Source organism: Streptomyces virginiae (assembly GCF_000720455.1).
Taxonomy (GTDB): Bacteria; Actinomycetota; Actinomycetes; order Streptomycetales; family Streptomycetaceae; genus Streptomyces; species Streptomyces virginiae.
The window spans coordinates 136675-156727 of sequence record NZ_JOAK01000003.1; the positions used below are offsets into that span (position 1 = coordinate 136675).

The window sequence follows — 20053 nt, forward strand, 5'->3', positions numbered from 1 at the left end:
TGATGTTCCGGCGGACGTGCGCGCGCCACCATAGCCGTGCGGACCCGAGAAGTCCGCTGTGATCCCCCCTCGACTTCCCCGCCGGAACCCACGTCCGGCGATCCGCGTCCGTCCCCGATTCCGCCCGCGGATTCCCCCGGACGGGGCCTGGGCAGCGTCCCCGTGGCGCGGGATGCTGGAGCCGCGCCGATCCCCCCGCGAGCGGAGGCCTCCGTGCCCGACCGCCCCCACACCGACCCGCCCCTCGCCCTCGAACTCCTGGTCCACGGAGTCGCCGGAGCCTCCCCCGCCGAGCTGCTCGGCGACCCGCGCACCGTGCGCGTCACCGGCGACTCCACCGCGGCCGTGTTCCGCCGCACCGACGACGCCGACGCCGAAGCGCACCCCGAGCGGTACGCGGGCCTGCCCGTCCCCGAGGCCTACTGCTGGTCCCGGCTCACCTCCGGCAACGGCGCCCGCGCCCTGTGGCTGCTGCTCCTGCCCTTCATGGTGGCCAACCTCGCCCACTGGGCCCGGCCGGCCGCCCCCACCGGGCCCGACGCCGACCCCGCGCCGCGTGCGGTGCGCTCGTACGGGGTCCTCGTACGCGTCCTCGCGCTCAGCCTGACCGTCCTGCTGATCGCCGCCGCCTGCGAGGTCGCGCTCGACCTCGCCGCCTGGCAGTGCGCGGGCTCCGCGACCTGTACCGCCGCCGGCTCCCGGCTCGGCTTCCTCGCCCCCGACGGCGGCGGCTGGTGGTCCCAGCCCGGACGCCGCCTCGCCCTCGGCGCGCTGGTCCCCACCGCGCTGACCGGGCTGCTCTGGTTCCTGTCGAACCGCACCTGGAGCGCCTACGAATCCCAGCCGCCGCCCGCCGGAGCCGCCGACCCGGACACCGCCTCCGACACCGCGCCCGCGCTCGGCCGCCCCGGATTCTGGTACGGGCGCCGCATCGTGGCCCGGCTGCGGGCCGCGCACACCGCGGCCGGGCTGCTCACCGTCGCTGTGGCCGTCTCCGCACCCACCGCCGCCCACGACCGGCGGACCACGGCCGCCGCCCCCGCCCTCGAAGCCCTCGGCTGGATCACCCAGGCCCTCCTCGCCGCAGGCGCCGTCACCGTCGCCTGGGTCGTCTGCCGGCGCGGCCGCAGCGAGGACCGCCCCGACCACCGCCTCGACCGGGCCGCGGTCAGCCTGCTGCCCGGAGCCGCCCTCGCCCTGCTCGCCGCCGTCCTCCTGCACGCCTGCTGGTCGCGCCCGGGCTGGACCTCCACCGGCCGGCTCCCCGGGGACTTCGCCTTCGGAGTGCTCATGCTCGGGCAGGGCCTGTGCGTACTGGCCCTCGCCGTCGTCGCCCGGTACCTGTACCGCAGGGCCCCCGATCCCGCGGCCGCCCTGCGCGGCCTCGGAGGCCCCGCCGTCGCCATGCTCGGCTGCGCCCTCGGCGGGGTCATGTCCGGCGGGGTCGCCCAGCGCGTCGCCGACTGGCTGGACGGCGGAGCCACCCCCGGCATGGCGGGCGCACCGCTGCCCGGGCCGCCCGTCCTGCTGTCCTGGCAGGCCGCCGTGCTGCCCCCGCTGCTCCTCGTACTGGCCCTCCTCGCCGCCTGGTTCGCGGTACGGGCGGCCCGGGCCCGGCGCGGCCTCGCCGCGGCCGTCGCGGCCGAATACCCGGGGGAGACCCCGGACACGGCGCGCAGCCGCCGTATCGCCGGGGCGCGGACGGCCGCCGCGCTCACCGACTCCGCGCCCTGGTTCGTCGCGGCCGTCTCCGGGATCACCCTGGTGCTCGGCGCGGGCGCGCTGGCCGGAGCCTGGCTCAGCGGAAGCGTCCCGGGCGAGGCCGCACGCGGGGGCCCGCCGCTGCTGGAGGTCGCCGCCCGCGCGGCCCAGGACGCCGGTTCCTGGCTGATCGGCCTCGGCATCGCCCTCTTCGTCGCCTGGGGCCGCCGCGCCTACCGGGACCCGGCCGCCCGGCGGACCATAGGGATCCTGTGGGACGTCGGAACCTTCTGGCCGCGCGCCGCCCACCCCTTCGCCCCGCCCTGCTACGCCGAGCGCGCCGTCCCCGACCTGACCTGGCGGATGGCCGGCTGGACCGGCCGCACCGGCGGCCGGCTGGTGATCTCCGGACATTCGCAGGGCAGCGTGCTCGCCGCGGCCGCCGTCTGGCAACTGCCGCCGCCCGTCCGCCGCCGCGTCGCGCTGCTCACGTACGGATCCCCGCTCGCCCGCCTCTACGGCCGCTGGTTCCCCGCCTACTTCGGCCCCGGTCCGCTCACCGCCCTGCACCGCGACGTCGACTGCTGGCGCAACCTCTGGCGGGCCACCGACCCCATCGGCGGCCCCGCGCTGCCGGGCCCCGCCTCACCGGAGGTGGACCGCGGCCCGCTCGCCGACCCCCTCGCCTACGGGCGCAGCGCCCGCCACCCACTGCCCGCGCCGATCCTCGGCCACGCCGACTACCAGGCGGACCCGGCCTTCGCCGCCGAACGCGCCGCCCTCCTCGCCCGGCTGGAGACGGCGGCCCGGGCCGAGGTACCCGCTCAGCGCCCCGGCCTCAGCAAGGGGCTGACAGCGTCGGCAGATCCGCCGGGAACAGCAGGGTGAGCTCGTCCGTGCTCGGCTCCGACAGCTGGGCCACCCGCCCCGCGTGCCGCTCCACCATCGACTCGAAGGTCTGGCGCGCGGTGCGGCCGTTGCCGAAGGCGGGCCCCTTGGGCAGCTCCGTGAAATACGTCAGCAGGGCCTCGGCGGTGCCCTCCCCGAGCCGGTACTCGTGCTCCTCCGCCTGCTGTTCCACGATCCGCAGCAGTTCCCCCGGGCCGTAGTCGCCGAAGGCGATGGTCCGGGAGAACCGCGAGGCCACGCCCGGGTTGACGGTCAGGAAGCGGTCCATTTCCGCCGTGTATCCGGCGACGATCACCACCACCGCGTCCCGGTGGTCCTCCATCAGCTTCACCAGTGTGTCGATCGCCTCGCGCCCGAAGTCCCGGCCCGAGTCCTCCGGGGCCAGCGCGTACGCCTCGTCGATGAACAGCACGCCGCCGCGCGCCCGTTCGAAGGCCTCCTGCGTGCGGATCGCCGTGGAGCCGATGTGCTCGCCCACCAGGTCCACGCGCGACACCTCGACCAGGTGCCCGCGCTCCAGTACCCCGAGGGAGGCGAGGATCTCCCCGTACAGCCGGGCGACCGTGGTCTTCCCCGTGCCGGGGGAGCCGGTGAAGACCAGGTGCCGGCGCACCGAGGCGGCCTTGAGGCCCGCCCGCTGCCGGCGCCGGCCCACCTCGATCATGTCGGTGAGGGCCCGCACCTCGCGTTTGACGCTGTCCAGGCCCACCAGCGCGTCGAGCTGCCCCAGCACCGCGCCGGACGCCCGCGCGGCCGCCGCGTCCCCGGCCGGCTCCGGATCCGCGGGCCGCGGTACGGACGCCGCCGGGGCCGCCTGGGACGGCTGCGCCACGGGGCTGCGCGCCGCGGTGACGGTACGCACCCCGCTCTGCGCCCCGGTGAAGCCGCCGCCCGGGGCCGACTGGGCCGCGGCCGCGGCCGCGGCCGCCGACGCGGGCCGCAGGCCCGACCCGTCGCCGGTGCACTCCTCGGCGACGGGCCCGTCCTCGGCGAACTCGTAGCCGCCGCGTGCGCAGCGTTCCGTGTGGCAGCGCGTCAGCGTGGTGCGGCAGCCGTCGAGGACGTGGAAGCCGAAACCGGAACTGTCCGTCACCCTGCAGGCCTTGAAGGTGCCGCGGCCGCCCGCCGACACGTAGAAACCGGCCTCGGCGGGGGAGGTGACCGTACAGCGCTCCAGGGTCGGGTCGGCGCCCTTGGTGACGATCACACCGGTCTGAACGGCGTCGATGGTGCAGCCGGCGAGGGTGCCGCCGCTGCCGTGGTCGCGGAACCAGGCCCCGGTGCCCGCTTCGCGGATGCGGCAGTCGTCGAGCTGCGCCGTGGCCCCGTCGCTGACCGAGACGGCGGTGTTGCGGACCTGGGACAGGTCGCTGTCGGTGACGTCGACGCTCGACCCGCGGTCCAGGACGAAGAGCGCGTCCGGTACGTCGTGGACGCGGCAGGAGTCCAGGGAGGCGGTGGCGCCGTCGCTGACCCACACCGCCGGATAGTCGCCGGTGCTGTCGTGGATCTCGCAGGAGTGGGCGTCCACCCGGGTGCCCGGGTCCCACACGGACAGGCCGTTGCGCCCGAAGCGGCGCACCGAGGTGCGGCTGAGGGTGAGCACCGAACGCGACCGGAGATCGACGGCGTTCTCCGGGATGTCGTGGATGTCGCACCCGGCCAGGGTGAGGACGGCGTCGGTGTCGAGCGTGACCCCGTCGGCCGAGGTGCGGTGCACCGCGCAGTCGGTGAGGCGGGCGGCGGCGCGGGCGGCGATCTGCACGCCGGCGCCCCTGACCTCGTACACCTCGCAGCCCAGGGCCTCCAGGCCCGAGCCCTCGCCGGTGACCGTGATGCCCGCGCCCGTCGAGTGGTGGATGCGGCACCGCTCCAGGCGCGGCCGGCCGCCGCCGCGGACCGAGAACCCGGTCTGTCCCGAGGACACGACCTCGCACTCCTCGAACACCCCGCCGCCGCCGTCCAGTACGGCGATGCCGACGCCGGCCGGGTTCTCGACGGTGCAGCGGCGCACCAGGGGCCGGGCTCCGGGGCCGCGCACCTCGATGCCGGCCGCCGAGTGGGTGCTCACGCGCAGGTCGGTCAGCTCGGGGGAGCCGTCCTCCACCAGCAGTGCCGGGGCCGCCCGGTCCTGGCCCTCCAGATACAGGTCCTGCACCACGGCCGAGGCGCGCAGGGTCAGCGCGACGCCGTCGAGGGGCGCGATCCGCACCGAACCCGACCCGTCCTCGGGCCCGCGCAGGGTGACGGCGTGGTGCAGCACCAGGTTCTCCCGGTAGGTGCCCGGGGCGATGGACAGCACGTCCCCGTCGCCCGCGACGGCGAGTGCGGCGGTCAGCGTCGGATATTCACCGGAGCGGCGCCGCCACCGCGAAGAGCCGCCGTGCGTCACCTGGACCGTGCCCTGAACCATGGTGCTGTCGTGCCCCCACCCTCGTGCTCGCGCTGCCGATGCGGCCGGAGCCGCTGATGTCCGAGGCCACTCGGGTGGCTGTTGCCACGGGAGAGACCGGTCCGGCCGCTCCACCGTAGCGCGCGCGGAGCCGATGGGCCGCCAGGTCAGCCACCCGTGCCCGCCCGGCCCCAGTCGGGTCCGGCGGCCGCCCATGCCCGGTCCAGACGCATGTACCGACGATGCATGAGCCGACGTACGACCAGGCGGCGGACCGTCACGGCCAGTACGGCCACCCCGGCCGCGGCGGCCAGGCCCGCCGTCCCCGCGTGGAAGGAGGCCGCGGACGGGTCCAGCGGCTGCCCCACCAGCCGGCCCCGGTCGTCGGTCCATATGCGGAAGCGGTCGCCGGGCAGTGGTGGTTCCTCCGCGGCCGGCACCGTGCCCTCGTGGCTGCTGCCGTCGGGCGCGGTCCAGGATGCCACGATCTGCGTACGCCGAGGTGCCGTCCGCTGCGCCGACGGGTCGGCGGACACCTCCTCGTCCGGGGCCGGGGCGGGCCGGACCACCACGGCCGGGACGAGATGGCGCTCCTGCCGCTGTTCGTACGCGGCCTGCTGGAGCGTGCCGTCCACGCGCAGGCCCGCGACCCAGCCGACGGCCGGGGCCACCACCACGACGCACACCAGCGCCGCGAACGCCACCCACGCCTCGAAGAGATCGGTCGGCCTGCGCAGCGGATTGCGCCGCCAGCGCCACACACCCATGGCTGTCCGCACGGTCCGGCTCCCCCTACCGTCTGTCTCCTGTCCTGACTGCTCCAACGGCCTGGTCACGCCGGTTGGTTCCAGCTCGGGGGCGGAGCCCCCCGAAGGTGTCATTCCTGTGGTCCGGTCGCCACCCGGACGCGGCGGTCATGCCAGGATGCGGACCTCGTCGCCCACGTGCAGGGTGCCCTGCCGCAGCGGCACCAGCAGCCGCCCGAAGGCCAGCGACTTGCCGATCCGCCGGTGCCTGGCCAGCGTCTTCAGCGGTTCCCGGCCCCGCTCCGCCGTCCGCTGGTCGGTCGTGGTGACGACGCACCGGCCGCATTCGCGCGCGCCGCGGAAGAGGGCGTCGCCGATCGCGAGACGCTGCCAGCCGTCCTCCGCCCAGGCCTCGGCCCCCGAGACCACGACGTTCGGACGGAAACGGTTCATGGGCAGCGGGCCCTCCTCGGGATGGTCCCCCAACGCGATCAGAGAGTTGAGGGCGTCCAGCGACGCGAGCGTGGTGAGCAGCAGTGGATAGCCGTCGGCCAGGCTCACCGTCTCGCCCGGCAGTGCGTAGTCAGGGTCCACGGGACGGCGGACGGCAGGGTCGTCCAGATGCACCAGCCGTACCGGAACCCCGAGGAACGCGCTGAACCAGTCGGCCGCGGCCCTCGCCGCGACCACGGTCTCGACCTTCTTCCCGAACAGCGACACCGGCTCCAGCGGGCCGGGCTCGGGCACCTCCACGACCAGCTCCGCCATGTCCGGAGCGGTCACCGCGATCCGGCCGCCGCCCACCGGGCGCGCCGACGCCAGGGCCAGCCGGGGATGGCGGCGTTGGGTGATGACCGTCCCCTCCGGGTCGATCAGGGCCCACCGCCGGTCCCCGGACAGCCCCCAGGGCTCTACGGCCACCTCGTCGGGAGCGGTCCCCGCCACCGACTTGACGGGGTGGACGTGGAGCGCCTGAACGTGCAACTTCGACATGGGGGCATACTGCCAGCCCGCTCCGCCGTCCCGGCGCGCGTGAGGGGCCGGGTCAGTAGCCGCGCCCCTGGTAGGGGCGGCCGTACGGATCCTCGTACGAGGCGCCGGCGACCGGAGCGGGCACCTGCATGGGTCGCGGCGCGGCCGGACGCATCGCCTCGTAGCCGGTGGCCATGGCCGCCGGGCGGGGCTGCTGCGGCTGGGGCTGCGGCACGTACCCGGCGCGGGCGGCCACCGGCTGTTGCTGCGGAATGTAGGGCGCGGGCGCGTTCTGCAGCGGCATCGGCTGCGGAGCGGCCTGCTGCTGGTAGGGGTACCCGTACGCCGGTGCCTGCTGCTGAGGGGTGGCAGGCGGCAGTGCGGGCAGGGCCGACGGGAGGGCCGGCAGGTACCCACCGCTCGAATAACCCGCGCTCGGGGACTCGTAGGCGGCCGGTACGCGGATCGGGGCGATCTGCGGAGTGCCGCGTTCGGCGACGAGGGAGTCGTAGATGGGGGTGTCCGGGAAGGAGGGCGCGGAGTAGTAACCGCCGCCATAAGTGGAGCGGGGGGAGGTCATGAGACATAAGTTAAGCCCACGAATTCACCGGGTCCATAGCGAGGTGCCGTCAACACCGCGCTGACCTGCATATTCGCAGGTCAGAGCCACAGCTTTCACTTGGCGTTCACGTGCACGATTTCGCCACTTCCATCCCGCCTTGCTCCAACTCGTACCGACCGGTTGTGCGTTGCACCGACTCTCTGCTGACGCAGCGTCACAACGCGGTGACCTCGGATGACGCGGGTCCGGACAAGGGTTCGCCGTTTCAGGCGTCGCTCGGACGGGCATAGGTACGGCCCTTCCACGACGCCCCGCGCCCGCGGTAGTGCTGCACGGCCGAGTCGACGGTCATCAGGAGGTACAGCAGCGCCGTGAACGGAAGCAGCGGGGCGAGCGCGGCGGACTGGCGGTGGTAGCGGATCATCGGTAGGTACGTGCCGGCCATCAGCAGCCAGGCGAGGCCCCCGGCCCACGCCATGGAGGTCCGTCCGGTGGCGAGGCCCGCCAGGAGGGCGGCCGGGGGCACCAGGTAGACGAGCGCCAGCCCGGCGACCGTCCCGGCCAGCAGCAGGGGCTGGTGGCGCAGTTGCGCGTAGGCGCTGCGCGAGACCATCCGCCACAGGTCCGCGAGCGCCGGGTAGGGGCGCACGCTGTCCACCCGCTCCGCGAGCCCCAGCCAGATCCGGCCGCCGGAGTCCTGCACGGCCCGGGCCAGGGAGACGTCGTCGATGACGGCCTGGCGGATGCCGTCGGGCACGCCCGCCCGCACGGCGGCTTCGGTGCGCAGCAGTACGCAGCCGCCCGCGGCCGCGGCGGTGCGGGCGCCGGGCCGGTTGATCCGGCGGAAGGGGTAGAGCTGGGCGAAGAAGTAGACGAAGGCCGGGACCACGAGGCGTTCCCACAGGCCGACGACGCGCAGGCGGGCCATCTGCGAGACGAGGTCGAGGTCGGCGGAGGTCGCGGCGCAGACCAGTTCGCGCAGACTGTCGGGTTCGTGTGCGATGTCGGCGTCGGTGAGCAGCAGGAAGTCGGGCTCGGTGGCGTGCGCGGTGCGGGCGAGCGAGATGCCGTGGCGCAGCGCCCACAGCTTGCCCGTCCAGCCGGGGGCGGGCTCGCCGGGGGAGACGACGGTGAGCGGAAGGCCCGGCTGTCCGGCGGCGATCCGGAGCGCGAGGCCGCCCGTGCCGTCCGTGCTGCCGTCGTCGACGAGGATGACCTCGGCCTCGCCGGGATAGTCCTGGGCGATGAGCGAGGGCAGGCTCAGCGGCAGCACCCCGGCCTCGTCCCGGGCGGGTACGACGATCGCGACGGACGGCCAGCGGGCGGGGGCGGCGCGCGGCGGGAGCCGGACGTCGGTGCGCCAGAACATGCCCTGGGCGAGGGTGAGCCAGAGCCATGCGGCGAGGGAGGCGTAGGACGCGGCGGTGGCGACGGCGGCGCCGGTGAGGAGGCCCATGGCGGCAGTGTGCCGGGCCGGCGGGGACCTGTCGCGCATCCGGCCGTCCCGGTGCGGCGGCCCTCCGGGGGTGGGCCGGGTACGCGTGTTGCGGTGACCCCGTGGCGGTCCGGGCGGGCGCGGCGGCGCGCGGGGGCCGGGGACGCGGGCGGCCGCTGGTGCGCCGCTCCCCGGGTGCGGGCGGGTGCGGTGGTCCACCGCGGCGGTCCACTGCGGCGGTCCACCGCGGTGCGCCCGGCCGGCGGCGCGCGCGGGCGGGATCCGGCCGGTGCCGGGTCCCGCCGGAGCCGGTGTCGACTAAAGTGGCCGGGTGAAGATCGCGCTCATGGACTCCGGAATCGGCCTCCTCGCGGCGGCCGCGGCGGTGCGGCGGCTGCGGCCGGACGCGGATCTCGTCCTGTCCTCCGACCCCGACGGGATGCCCTGGGGCCCGCGGACCCCCGAAGACCTCACCGGACGGGCCCTCGCGGTGGCCCGGGCCGCCGCGGAGCACCGCCCCGACGCGCTGATCGTGGCCTGCAACACCGCCACCGTGCACGCCCTGGACGCCGTGCGGGCGGAACTGGAGCCGGACATCCCGGTCATCGGGACCGTACCCGCGATCAAGCCCGCCGCCGCGTCCGGCGGCAGGGTGGCCATCTGGGCCACCCCCGCCACCACCGGCAGCCCCTACCAGCGCGGGCTGATCCGCGACTTCGCCACCGGCGCCCGCGTCACGGAGGTGCCCTGCCCCGGACTGGCCGACGCCGTGGAGGCGGCCGACGACGCGGCGGTGACCGCGGCCGTCGCCGCGGCGGCAGCGCTGACCCCGGCCGACGTCACCGACGTGGTGCTCGGATGCACCCACTACGAGCTGACCGAGAGCCCCATCCGGGCCGCCCTCGCCGCGCGGACCGGGGGAGCGGCGCTGGTCTACTACGGCTCCGCCGAGCCCGTCGCCACCCAGGCGCTGCGCCGGATCGGCGCCGTCGCCGAGCCCGGCCTGCCCCGCACGGGCGGCCTGACCGTGCTGCACAGCGGCCGCGAAGCGGCGCTGCCCGCCGCCGCGTTCGCGTACGTCGAGGGCCGGCTCCTGGCGGGCCAGGGCGCGCCCGTCGGCTGACACCCGCCACCGCGCGCGAGCCACGGGACCCTCGTGGTGGTCCCGCACGACCGGCGGCCGCGCGGGCTCGCGCGGCCGCCCACCGGAACTTCAGCGGGGGCCGGCCTCCACGAGCCGCCGGGCCAGCGCGCGCAGATCGTCCGCGTACAGGACCCGCTCACCGAAGCCGGGCAGCGGTACGTGCAGCCGCGCCGTCCAGTGCGCGGGAACGGCGCCCTGCCCGTACCGCGCGCCGGCCAGCGCACCCGTCACCGCGGCCACCGTGTCGGTGTCGCCGCCCAGGTCCACGGCGGCCCGTACGGCCTCCGCGAACCCGCTGGTGGTCCGCAGCGCCCACACCGCCGAGCCCAGGCAGGGCCACACCGCCCCGTTGAACTCGGTGGCCAGGCCCGGGTGCCAGTCCGGGGCGAGCACCGAGCCGTAGCGTTCGCGGTGGTCCGGGTGCACGGCGTCGAGCGTGGCCGGCAGGGCCGCGAGCGGATCGGCGCCGTCCAGGGCGACGCGGACGAGCTCGTGCAGGATCGCGGTCCCCTCCCAGGCCGCCTGGTCGCCGTGCGTCAGCGCCGCGATCCGCCGCGCGGCGTCCATGGTCGCCTGACGTCCGGCGGCGGAGAAGTACACGGCCGAGCCGGAGGCCCGCATCAGGGAACCGTTGCCGGCCGCCCGGGCGTTGATCTGGAAGTGCAGGGCCGCCGCGAGGTCCCAGGGTTCGCCACTGGTGAGCACGTCCTCCGTCTGCAGGCCGATGTCCTTGGGCTGCCCGGCCGCCCACCGCTGGAACCGGCCGAAGACGTCCGGGAGTTCGAGGCCGCCTCGCTCCAGGAGCGACTCGGCGACCAGGACGGCCATCTGGGTGTCGTCCGTCGCCTCGCCCGGATCCCAGCCGCCGCCCCCGCGCATCTCCTCGCCCCGCGCGCTCAACTGTCCCGCCGGCCCGAACTCGTACGGCGCGCCGAGCGCGTCACCTGCGGCGGAGCCGAGCACGGCTCCCACGGCCCGGTCGAGCCGGGTGGGCGCGGTCACCGGTCCCCCTCGGGGCGTACGGCGGCCAGCAGCCCGCGGGCGAAACGGTCCAGGTCGTCCAGGCCGGCGGCGGCCAGCGTGGCCGGTGCGCCGGCCAGCAGGTGGGGGACGGCGCCGTGCAGGGCGAGGGTCAGGGCCCGGGCCCGCTCGGCTCCGGCCGGCAGCCCGGCCGCGCGCAGCAGGTGCGCGTGCGCGGCGAAGTCCGCCGCGGCGATCGGGTCCAGGAGCGCGGCCAGCCACGGCCGACGCGTCCCCTCGGTCTGGAGCTCCAGATAGGCCAGGACACGGGGGCGCCCGGGCCCCGCCACGTCCCGCAGCAGCCCGGCGAGCAGCGCCGCGAGCCCGTCCGGGTCGGCAGGCCCCGGCCCGGCCCCCGCCAGGGACGCGGCCAGCGCCCGGTACTGCTCCAGGCAGCGTTCCGCCACCGCCCGCAGCAGCGCGTCGCGCGTGGGGAAGTAGTTCTTGGCCGTGCCCGTCGGCACGTCGGCGGCCGCGTCGACGGCCCGGTGGGTCAGCCCGCGCCCGCCCGACTCCGCCAGTACGGCGACGGCCGCGTCCCGCAGCCGGTCCCTCCGGTCCTGATTCACGTGGCCAGCATAACCACAGTCGTGGTACCACAGATGTAGTACCACGGCTGCGGTGACAGCGGTCGGCGTGATCGGAAGGGTGAGCCATGACCGGTGAGACCGTGCGCGGGACCGGGGACGGCACGGCGGTGGTGGTCGGCGCCGGGGTCGGCGGGCTCGCCACCGCCATCGGCCTGCGCCGGGCCGGCTGGACGGTGACCGTCCTGGAACGGCGGGCCGCCCCCGAGCGCTACGGAACCGCCTTCGGCATCCACCCGACCGCCCAGATCGCGCTCGACCGCCTCGGCCTCGGCGACGCGCTGCGGGCGCGCGCCGTCCCGTACCGGGGCGCCCGCATCCGGCGCCCCGACGGCAAGGTCCTGGCCGCCCTACCGCTGGAGCGGATCGAGCGCAGGGCGGGCAGGCCCGAACTGCTCATCGCCCGGCCCCACCTGATCGACGCGCTGCTCGCCGAGCTCGACCGTCTCGGCGGCGCGCCGATCGCCCACGGGCGGTCCCTGACCGACCCGGGCGCACTCGGCGCCGACCTGGTCGTCGGCGCCGACGGCATCAACAGCGTGGTGCGCACGGCGTGCTTCGGCACCAGCAGCGGCCCCTGCCCGATCGGCACGGTCGCCTGGATCGGCATCGCCGGATTCGAGACCGGGCTGTACGGCGAAACCTGGGGCGGGGGCCGCTTCTTCGGCATGACCCCAGTCGAGCCAGGCCGCACCAACTGGTACGCCACCGTGCCCGCGGCCACCACCGCACGCGAAGTGCGGGACGCCTTCGCCGACTGGCACGACCCCGTCCCGCGCGTCCTGGCCGAGACCGATCCCGCGACCTGGATCCGGTACGAGATGCGCCACCTGTACCCCGCGCTCCCCACCTTCGTCGCCGACGGCCGGGTCGCCCTCGTCGGCGACGCCGCCCACGCCATGACGCCCAACCTCGGCCAGGGCGCCTGCACCGCCCTCCTCGACGCCGAGGCCCTGACCCGCTCCGTCGCCACCGCCGGGCCGGGCGGGCTGCCCGGCGCCCTGCGCGCGTACGACGCCGAGCGCCGCCGCCGCGCCCAGCGGGTCGCCCTCGGCTCCCGCACCCTGCACCGCTTCATGACCGCCCGCCACCCGGCCCTGCGCGACGCGCTCCTGCGCATGCTCCCCGCCTGAGGCGGGCCGGGGTTCGCGCGCGTCAGGCGGGGTCCGCGGCGACCGGCGGCCGTAGTGTCGAACCCTCACCGAGGAGGGCTCCCGATGCGACGCGTGACCTATGCGATGGGCGTCTCGCTCGACGGCTACATCGTCGGGCTGGACGGAGACTTCCAATGGACGGCGCCCGACGAAGAGGTCTTCCGGTTCTGGATCGACGAGACCCGGGAACTCGGCGTCCACCTGTTGGGGCGGCGGCTCTACGAGACGATGCTGTACTGGGAGACCGCCGACCAGGACCCGTCGCTCGACGCCGCATCACTCGAATGGATCGCGGTCTGGAACCCGCTCCCGAAGGTGGTGTTCTCCAGCACCCTCTCGGCGGTGCAGGGCAACGCCCGCCTGGCCTCCGGCGGCCTGGCGGAGGAGATCGAGCGGCTGCGGGCCGAGCCGGGGGACGGCGACATCGCGATCGGCGGCGCGACGCTCGCCGCCGAGGCGGCCGCGCTGGACCTGATCGACGAGTACCGGGTCATGGTCCACCCGGTACTGGTCGGCGGCGGCATCCCGTTCTTCGCCCAGGAGGGGCGCCGGGTCGATCTCGAACTCGTCGGGACGCGCACCTTCGGCTCGAAGGTCGTCCACCTCCGCTACCGCGTGGTGCGCTAGCCCGCACGTCCGCCGGGCGTTCGGGCGCGCGACGGTGGTGCCGTGGCGTTGCGTGGGTACGCTGCTACGTATGACGGGTCATCCCCCTGGTCCGCTCTGGACGGGCCGGGCCTCCAACCCCATGCAGTGGCTGCTCGCGGCGGTCGGTGCGGCCTGCGTGGCGCTCGGTGTCGAGCTGGCCGTCGACAACGCGTGGACGTCCGGCTTCGTCCCGCTCCTCATGGCCGTGACCGGCTGCCTCGCCGCCGGACTCCTCATGGTCTACGGCACGGTCGCCTTCGTGCACGTCTCCGTCACCATCGACGCCGAGGCCCTCCTGGTGCGCTGCGGGCACGTCGGGTTCCCGCGCCGCAGGATCGCGCTCACCGACGTGGCCTCGGTCGAGTTCCTCTCCGGGATCACGCCGCAGCACTGGGGCGGCTGGGGCTACCGCTGGCGCCCCGAGAGGGGCACCGCCGTGATCGTCCGGCGCGGCGAGGGCTTCGAACTGACCCTGGAGGACGGCAAGCTCTTCACGGTGACCGTCGACGACGCCGAGAACGCGGTCCGCGTCATCCGCGCCCACCTGCGCACCCTCGCCCGCTGAGCCCCCGCCCGCCGACCCCCGCAAGCGCCTCACCCCGCGCCGCACGGGCCGAGGCGCTTACGGGATCCGAGGGCGCGGGGACGTACACTCCGCCAGATGAGCAGCAGTGTGACGCGCAAGGCCGCCTGGAGCGACGAGCCCCCGCGGCCCGCCGACGCCCCGGCCGAGCCCAGGACGCCCTCCGTGACGCCCCCCGACGGCCCGGCCGCGCCGCCGCGGCGCCGGCGAGCCCTGCTGGTCCGGTGCGTCCTGGCCGCGCTGTCCGGCGTGCTGCTCTACCTCAGCTTCCCGCCCCGCCCCCTGTGGTGGCTGGCTCCGCTCGCCCTCGCCCTGCTCGCCGGCTGCCTGTACGGCCGCCGTCCGCGGGCGGGCTTCGGACTCGGCACCCTCGCCGGGCTCGGCTACCTGCTGCCGCTCCTCGTGTGGACCGGCGAGGAGGTCGGCCCGGTGCCCTGGCTCGCGCTGACCTTCCTCGAAGCCCTCTTCTACGGCCTGACGGGCCTCGGCATCGCCCTCGTGAGCCGGCTGCGCGCCTGGCCGGTGTTCGCCGCCGCCGTCTGGGTCGCGGGCGAGGCCCTGCGCGCCCGGGCGCCCTTCGGTGGATTCCCCTGGGGCAAGCTCGCCTTCGGACAGGCCGACGGGGTCTTCACCCCGCTCGCCGCCCTCGGCGGCACACCGCTGCTCTCCTTCGGCGTGGCCCTCTGCGGATTCGGCCTGTACGAGGCCCTGCGGATCGCCCGCCGCCACCCCGGCCGCACCACAGCCGCGCTGACCGCGCTCACCGTCGCCGCCCCGATCGGCGCCGCACTCGCCGCGCGCCCGCTCGTCTCCGACGCCGCCGAGGACAGCACCGTCGTGGCCGCCGTCATCCAGGGCAACGTGCCCCGCCTCGGCCTCGACTTCAACTCCCAGCGCCGGGCCGTCCTCGACAACCACGTCAAGCGCACCATCCAGCTCGCCGAGGACGTCAAGGCCGGCAAGGCCCCCAAGCCCGACTTCGTCGTCTGGCCCGAGAACTCCTCCGACCTCGACCCCTACGCCGAACCCGACGCCCACGCCGTCATCGACGAGGCGGTCAAGGCCATCGGCGTGCCCGTCGCGATCGGCGCGGTCGTCGCCCCGGAGACGGGCCCGCTGCGCAACACGATGATCCTCTGGGACCCTGTCGCGGGCCCCACCGCGACCTACGACAAGCGCAAGATCCAGCCCTTCGGCGAGCGCATCCCGATGCGCTCCTTCGTCCGGCTCTTCAGCTCCGACGTGGACCGGGTGCGCCGCGACTTCGGCCCCGGCAAGGACCCCGGCGTCTTCGACATGGCCGGCAGCGGTGTCGGCATGGTCACCTGCTTCGAGGCCGCCTTCGACGACGCCGTCCGCTCGACCGTCCGGGACGGCGCCCAGGTGATCGCCGTACCGAGCAACAACGCCACCTTCGGCCGCACCCAGATGACCTACCAGCAGCTCGCCATGGACCGGGTCCGCGCGGTCGAGCACAGCCGCACCGTCCTCGTCCCCGTCACCAGCGGCGTCAGCGCCGTCATCCGCCCCGACGGCCGGATCGTCTCGCAGACGAAGATGTTCACCGCGGACGCGCTCGTCGCCGAGATCCCGCTGCGCTCCGGCCGCACCCCGGCCACCGTCCTCGGACCGCTCCCCGAGTACGCCCTGCTGTTGCTCGCCGCGAGCGGGTTCGGCGTACTCGTCGCCCGCCGGATCCGCGCCCGCCGCGCCGTCTGAGGCGGGGCCGGGCCACGGCCTCGTAGGGTCGTGGGATGACCACACCTGATTTCATCCGGCGAATCCGTGAGTCCGCCGGACACCAGCTGCTCCTGCTGCCCGGGGTCACGGCCATCGTCCTCGACGACCGGGGCCGGGTGCTGCTCGGCCGGCGCTCCGACACCGGGCGGTGGTCCGTGGTCGGCGGTATCGCCGAGCCGGGCGAGCAGCCCGGCGAGACCGCCGTGCGCGAGGTGTACGAGGAGACGGCCGTGACTTGCGTGCCCGAGCGCGTGGTCCTCGTCCAGATGCTCGAACCGATCACCTACCCCAACGGCGACGTCTGCCAGTTCCAGGACATCACCTTCCGCTGCCGGGCCACCGGCGGCGAGGCACGGGCCAACGACCACGAGTCACTCGAAGTGGCCTGGTTCGACGTGGACGCGCTGCCACCGCTGGAGTCCTTCGCCCTGGACCGGATCCACCGGGCCCTGCGTGACGAACCCACCTGGTTCGAGGTCCCCGCCGCGATCGCGGACACACCCTAGGGGAGTGTCCGCAAAGTCCCGCCTGCGCGGCGGGGTCCGGCACGCGCGCTTGCCCTCCGGGCGGCCGACGCTACTTTGCGGACACTCCCTGGGCCGTGTCCCGGCGGGTGTCGTGCCGGTCACGACGGGCGTCGGCCGGACCCGCCGCGCGTGCGCTGTAAGGTTCCGCAGATCCGACGGGTCCGACCGGGACCGTCACACATCCATCGGGGGTCAAGGAATGAGTGCAGGTGGAAAGGCCGGCATATCGAGGACGGGCGGGCGCCCGAGGGACGGCGCCCCGCGCGCCGGAGCACCGGGCCCGCGCCTCGCGGCCCTCGACGGCATCCGGGTCCTCGCCGCGCTCTCCGTCCTCTTCTACCACTACGCGGCCCTCGACAGCGCCTGGGGCGAACCGGCCGAGGGGGTCTTCCCGGTCGCGCACGCGCTGGCCGTCTACGGCTGGCTCGGCGTCGAGATCTTCTTCCTGGTCAGCGGCTTCGTGATCTGTATGAGCGCCTGGGGCCGCACCGTGGGTGACTTCGCGGTCTCCCGGGCCTCCCGGCTCTTCCCCGCCTACTGGGCGGCGGTGGTCTTCACCTCACTCGTGCTGTTCAACTGGCCCGAGGTGCGCAAGGTCGCGTCGTTCAGCGACGTCGTGGTGAACCTCTCGATGCTCCAGGCGGGGGTCGGGGTCCCCCATGTCGACGACGCGTACTGGACGCTCTTCGTCGAGCTCAAGTTCTACGTACTGTTCGCGCTGGTCGTCATGCGCGGCGTGACCTACCGCAACTGCGTCCTGTTCTGCGGGGCCTGGACCCTCGCCGGCGTCGTGGCACCGACCGTCGACAGCGGTCTGCTGTCCTTCTTCGCGGTGTCGTCGGCGTCCCCGTACTTCATCGCCGGCATCGCCTTCTACCTGATGCGCCGCTTCCGGCCGAACGCCGTCCTGTGGGCCGTCGTCGGCGTGCAGTTCCTCCTCGCGCAGCACCACGTGCACGCCCGCATGATCTCCAGCCTGGGCCGGAGCGCCACCCAGCAGACGCCCGCCTGGCCGGCCCACGTGATCATCGTGCTCGGCTTCGCCCTCATGGCGGCCATAGCCCTCGGCGCCCTCGACCACGTCCAGTGGCGCTGGCTCCCGCAGGCCGGAGCGGTCACCTACCCGCTCTACCTGATCCACATGATGGCCGGGCTGACCGCCATCCACCACTTCCGCGGCGACGTCGCGCCCGTCCCGCTGGCCCTCGGGGTGACCGCCGCCATGGTGGCCATCGCCTGGCTCGTCCACCGGCTCGTCGAACGCCCGCTGGGCCGGCTGCTGCGCGACAGCCTGCGACGCGGGGTGCAGGACATCCGCTCGGGCACCCCGTGTCCGGGGACGCTCGGCCGGCTCCCCGCGCAGCCGTCCGCGCCCGAGGCGGAGCGCGTCCCGGCCGTCCGCTCCTGAGGTCCTGCCGACACCACCGGCGGCGTCAGCCGGCCGGCGGCCGTCAGCCGTCGACGGCGGCCTCCCGGTACAGCTCCACCGCCTGGTCGCCCATCACCGCGCTGTAGGAGATCTCCGGCACGGACCCGCCGCCCTCGTAGCCCCCGAGCACCCCGGCCAGCGCGCCGTCCACCAGCCAGGGGCTGCCGCTGGTGCCGCCGCTGAGATCGGGGCAGCCGATCCGGCGCTGGGTCGGGGAGAGCAGGTCGGTGCCGTTGGCGCAGCGCAGCGGGGCTTCCATCGTCCTCGGGTAGCCGATGACCGTCACCCTGGCTCCGGAGGGCTGCTCGGCGGCGACGGGGAAGCCGCCCACGAGGTCCTCGACGCGGCGGGTCTGCCCGCCGTCCACCGGGGCCACCGTCGCGAAGGCGATGTCGGCGTCCGGGTCCTGCCCGGCGGTCCACTCCGGCGCCACGAACACGCCGGTGATCTTCCACAGACCGTACGGGGCGTCCCCGTCCCGGTATCCCGGTGCGAAGACGGTGGTGTCCGTCTTCTCCAGGCAGTGGGCCGCCGTGGCGATCACGTCGCGGTCGTCGCTGCGCACCACCGCCGCGGTGCAGAAGTGCCCGTCGTCGAGGCCGTCGGCGAAGAGGGCGCCCACCCGGTCGGCCTCGGCGCCGGGCCGGGCCCACGCGGTGACGCCGAGCGGCGGCCCGGAGGCGGCATCGGGCAGGTCCACACCGATCAGCGCGGCCATCGCGGTCAGCGCGAGCAGGATCCGTGATGCCCGCCGCGCACGGGAGCGCCGGGCCGTTCGGGGGAGCACGTCGGGGATCATGATTTCCACCCTGCCCGCCGAACCTATGACCGGAGGACGGAGTTCCGTATGAATCTCCTGTGAATCCCGTGAACGCGCTGTGAAACCCGGGCCATGACCGGACGAGACGGTTCCGAACGGCACAGCCCCGGACGAGACGCCCGCGGCGCGCACCGCCGCGCACGTCAGTCGCGGCGCTCGTACACCGTCACCCGGCGCCCCCGCACCTGCCGGTCCTCCACCACCGCGAACCGCTCCCGCAGCACCGCCGCCTTCGCCCTGTCCCGCTCCGCCGACGGAGCCTTCGCGACCTTCGCCGAGTCCGTCACCAGCAGCACCCGCCGCTGCTCCAGCAGCGCCTCCCGGATCCGCGCCGGCTGCGCCTCCTCGCCCTTGAGCGTGGCCGAGGCCACCGGGCCCTCGGCCAGCGCCAGGTCCGTCAGGCCCGTGAAGGCCTTCGGGGAGACCAGCGCCGTGTCCCGCCGCGCCGCCGGCACGAACAGCACGGCGTCCCCGTCCCGCTTCAGCCGGGCCACCTCGCCGGCCACCGCCAGCACGTCGTCGACCCGGCTGGCCGGGGCCCGCTTGCCCAGCTCCACCGGCAGCAGGGCCAGTACCGAAACCCCGACCAGCCCCGGCACCAGCAGGGCCGACGCCTTCGGGAACCGGGGCGCGCAGGCCCGTACGGCAGCACCCAGGGCCGCACCGATCAGCAGCGCGAGACCCACCATGGTGAACAGCACGTACCGGTCCAGGAACAGCGGCTGGACCAGCGACAGCCCGATCAGGCCGAGCTGAGGCACCGCCAGCAGCGGCAGCCCCACCGCCGCCACCGAGAGCCGCGACCGGTCCGGCCGGTCCGCCCACGCCCCGAGCGCGCCGATCGCCAGCAGGATCCCCGGGCCGATGAGCATGTGCCAGGTGAGCGGCGGTATCCAGGACACCTGGTCGGACTGGCCCCGGCTGAACAGGACCAGCGGCAGCGCCCCCGAGACCGCCGCGGAGCCGTACGCCGCCCAGCGCAGCCACACGCCGCGCCCCGCCCGCACCCACCACAGGGTCGCCGCGTGCGCGGGCAGCACCAGCAGGGACAGCCAGTTCAGCAGCGCGCACACCAGCACGACCGCCCCGTACGCCGTCCAGCGCGGCCACGCCCGCCGGCCGGTCCGGTCGTCGAGGAGGGACACCAGCAGCAGGGCCGACACCCCGGCCCCCGCCGCGACCAGCGCGTACGGACGGCCCTCCTGGAGGTAGAACTGCACGGCCGGCAGCAGCCCGAGCGCCAGGCCGCCGCCGAGCCCCGCCCAGAAGCCGGCCAGGCGCCGCCCGATCACCGCCACGCACACCGCGGCGGCCGCGATCGCCAGCACGGACGGCAGGCGCAGGGTCGTCGTACTGGCACCGAAGACCTCGAAGAGGCCGTGCATCAGCAGGTAGTACAGGCCGTGGACGGCGTCGACGTTCCCGAGCATCCGCCAGATCTCGCCCGCCGGCCGGCCGGCCACCTGCCAGGTCGCCGCCTCGTCCCGCCACACGCTGTCCTGCCGGGAGAGCCCCCACAGACCGAACGCCAGTGTCCACAGGAAGGGGATCAGGCAGAGGAGGGGCCCGCGTCGGGCCGCGGGTATGTGGCAACGCATGAAGGTGCTGGGGTCCTCGCTCTGGCGTTCGGGCGGAAGCCACCAGTCTATGGACGCCACGGAGGGTTTCCCGACCGCCTGTTGTG

General features: G+C 75.2%; 17 protein-coding genes. 8 read left to right on the forward strand and 9 right to left on the reverse strand.

Annotated elements, in window-relative coordinates; all coding sequences use genetic code 11:
• Positions 1-213: 213 nt before the first annotated feature.
• A complete protein-coding gene (locus IG86_RS0105925) occupies positions 214-2589 on the forward strand; it encodes a hypothetical protein (RefSeq protein WP_030818576.1) in 2376 nt (791 codons plus the stop codon).
• Here IG86_RS0105925 and IG86_RS0105930 read toward each other — a convergent pair.
• From IG86_RS0105930 to IG86_RS0105950, 5 genes are all read right to left on the reverse strand, one after another.
• Positions 2540-5023: a right-handed parallel beta-helix repeat-containing protein gene (locus IG86_RS0105930; protein WP_030895229.1), complete on the reverse strand. Its 2484-nt coding sequence runs from the start codon at positions 5021-5023 to the stop codon at positions 2540-2542. The genes IG86_RS0105925 and IG86_RS0105930 overlap by 50 nt on opposite strands.
• A 146-nt stretch (positions 5024-5169) precedes the next feature.
• Entirely contained in the window at positions 5170-5781 is a 612-nt protein-coding gene (locus IG86_RS0105935; protein WP_078905811.1) for an Rv1733c family protein, read from the reverse strand.
• Between the two features lie 135 nt (positions 5782-5916).
• Positions 5917-6741: an MOSC domain-containing protein gene (locus tag IG86_RS0105940; protein WP_030895232.1), complete on the reverse strand. Its 825-nt coding sequence runs from the start codon at positions 6739-6741 to the stop codon at positions 5917-5919.
• 52 nt (positions 6742-6793) lie between these two features.
• Positions 6794-7300, reverse strand: a complete 507-nt coding sequence (locus IG86_RS0105945) for a DUF6643 family protein (protein WP_030818567.1) — start codon at positions 7298-7300, stop codon at positions 6794-6796.
• A gap of 247 nt (positions 7301-7547) precedes the next feature.
• Complete coding sequence (locus tag IG86_RS0105950; protein WP_030818565.1) at positions 7548-8738, reverse strand: glycosyltransferase; 1191 nt, start codon at positions 8736-8738, stop codon at positions 7548-7550.
• Between the two features lie 310 nt (positions 8739-9048).
• Here IG86_RS0105950 and IG86_RS0105955 point away from each other — a divergent pair, with 310 nt between their 5' ends.
• A complete protein-coding gene (locus tag IG86_RS0105955) occupies positions 9049-9840 on the forward strand; it encodes a glutamate racemase (protein WP_030895234.1) in 792 nt (263 codons plus the stop codon).
• Positions 9841-9930: 90 nt separating this feature from the next.
• On the opposite strand, the gene IG86_RS0105960 is transcribed toward IG86_RS0105955, so the two are convergent.
• Complete coding sequence (locus tag IG86_RS0105960; RefSeq protein WP_030895237.1) at positions 9931-10863, reverse strand: ADP-ribosylglycohydrolase family protein; 933 nt, start codon at positions 10861-10863, stop codon at positions 9931-9933.
• Positions 10860-11450 carry a TetR/AcrR family transcriptional regulator gene (locus IG86_RS0105965; RefSeq protein WP_030818559.1) on the reverse strand — a complete coding sequence of 197 codons (591 nt, stop codon included), beginning with the start codon at positions 11448-11450 and terminating at the stop codon, positions 10860-10862. The genes IG86_RS0105960 and IG86_RS0105965 overlap by 4 nt, the downstream gene beginning before the upstream one ends.
• An 86-nt stretch (positions 11451-11536) precedes the next feature.
• Here IG86_RS0105965 and IG86_RS0105970 point away from each other — a divergent pair, with 86 nt between their 5' ends.
• From IG86_RS0105970 to IG86_RS0105995, 6 genes are all read left to right on the forward strand, one after another.
• Positions 11537-12601: an FAD-dependent oxidoreductase gene (locus IG86_RS0105970; protein ID WP_030818557.1), complete on the forward strand. Its 1065-nt coding sequence runs from the start codon at positions 11537-11539 to the stop codon at positions 12599-12601.
• Between the two features lie 84 nt (positions 12602-12685).
• Positions 12686-13249 carry a dihydrofolate reductase family protein gene (locus IG86_RS0105975; RefSeq protein ID WP_030818555.1) on the forward strand — a complete coding sequence of 188 codons (564 nt, stop codon included), beginning with the start codon at positions 12686-12688 and terminating at the stop codon, positions 13247-13249.
• Positions 13250-13319: 70 nt separating this feature from the next.
• Positions 13320-13835, forward strand: a complete 516-nt coding sequence (locus IG86_RS0105980) for a hypothetical protein (RefSeq protein WP_030818553.1) — start codon at positions 13320-13322, stop codon at positions 13833-13835.
• Positions 13836-13931: 96 nt separating this feature from the next.
• Positions 13932-15572, forward strand: a complete 1641-nt coding sequence (gene lnt / locus IG86_RS0105985; RefSeq protein ID WP_078905812.1) for an apolipoprotein N-acyltransferase — start codon at positions 13932-13934, stop codon at positions 15570-15572.
• Between the two features lie 35 nt (positions 15573-15607).
• On the forward strand, positions 15608-16099 hold the full coding sequence (locus IG86_RS0105990; protein ID WP_030818549.1) for an NUDIX hydrolase: 492 nt from the start codon (positions 15608-15610) through the stop codon (positions 16097-16099).
• Between the two features lie 220 nt (positions 16100-16319).
• The gene (locus IG86_RS0105995) at positions 16320-17528 is read left to right on the forward strand and encodes an acyltransferase family protein (RefSeq protein ID WP_078848384.1); all 1209 of its coding nucleotides are present in this window, start codon (positions 16320-16322) and stop codon (positions 17526-17528) included.
• 43 nt (positions 17529-17571) lie between these two features.
• On the opposite strand, the gene IG86_RS0106000 is transcribed toward IG86_RS0105995, so the two are convergent.
• Together IG86_RS0106000 and IG86_RS0106005 are read right to left on the reverse strand one after the other, a co-directional pair.
• Entirely contained in the window at positions 17572-18348 is a 777-nt protein-coding gene (locus IG86_RS0106000) for a trypsin-like serine peptidase (RefSeq protein WP_030895259.1), read from the reverse strand.
• Positions 18349-18512: 164 nt separating this feature from the next.
• Positions 18513-19967: a glycosyltransferase family 39 protein gene (locus tag IG86_RS0106005; RefSeq protein WP_030895262.1), complete on the reverse strand. Its 1455-nt coding sequence runs from the start codon at positions 19965-19967 to the stop codon at positions 18513-18515.
• Positions 19968-20053 lie beyond the last annotated feature (86 nt).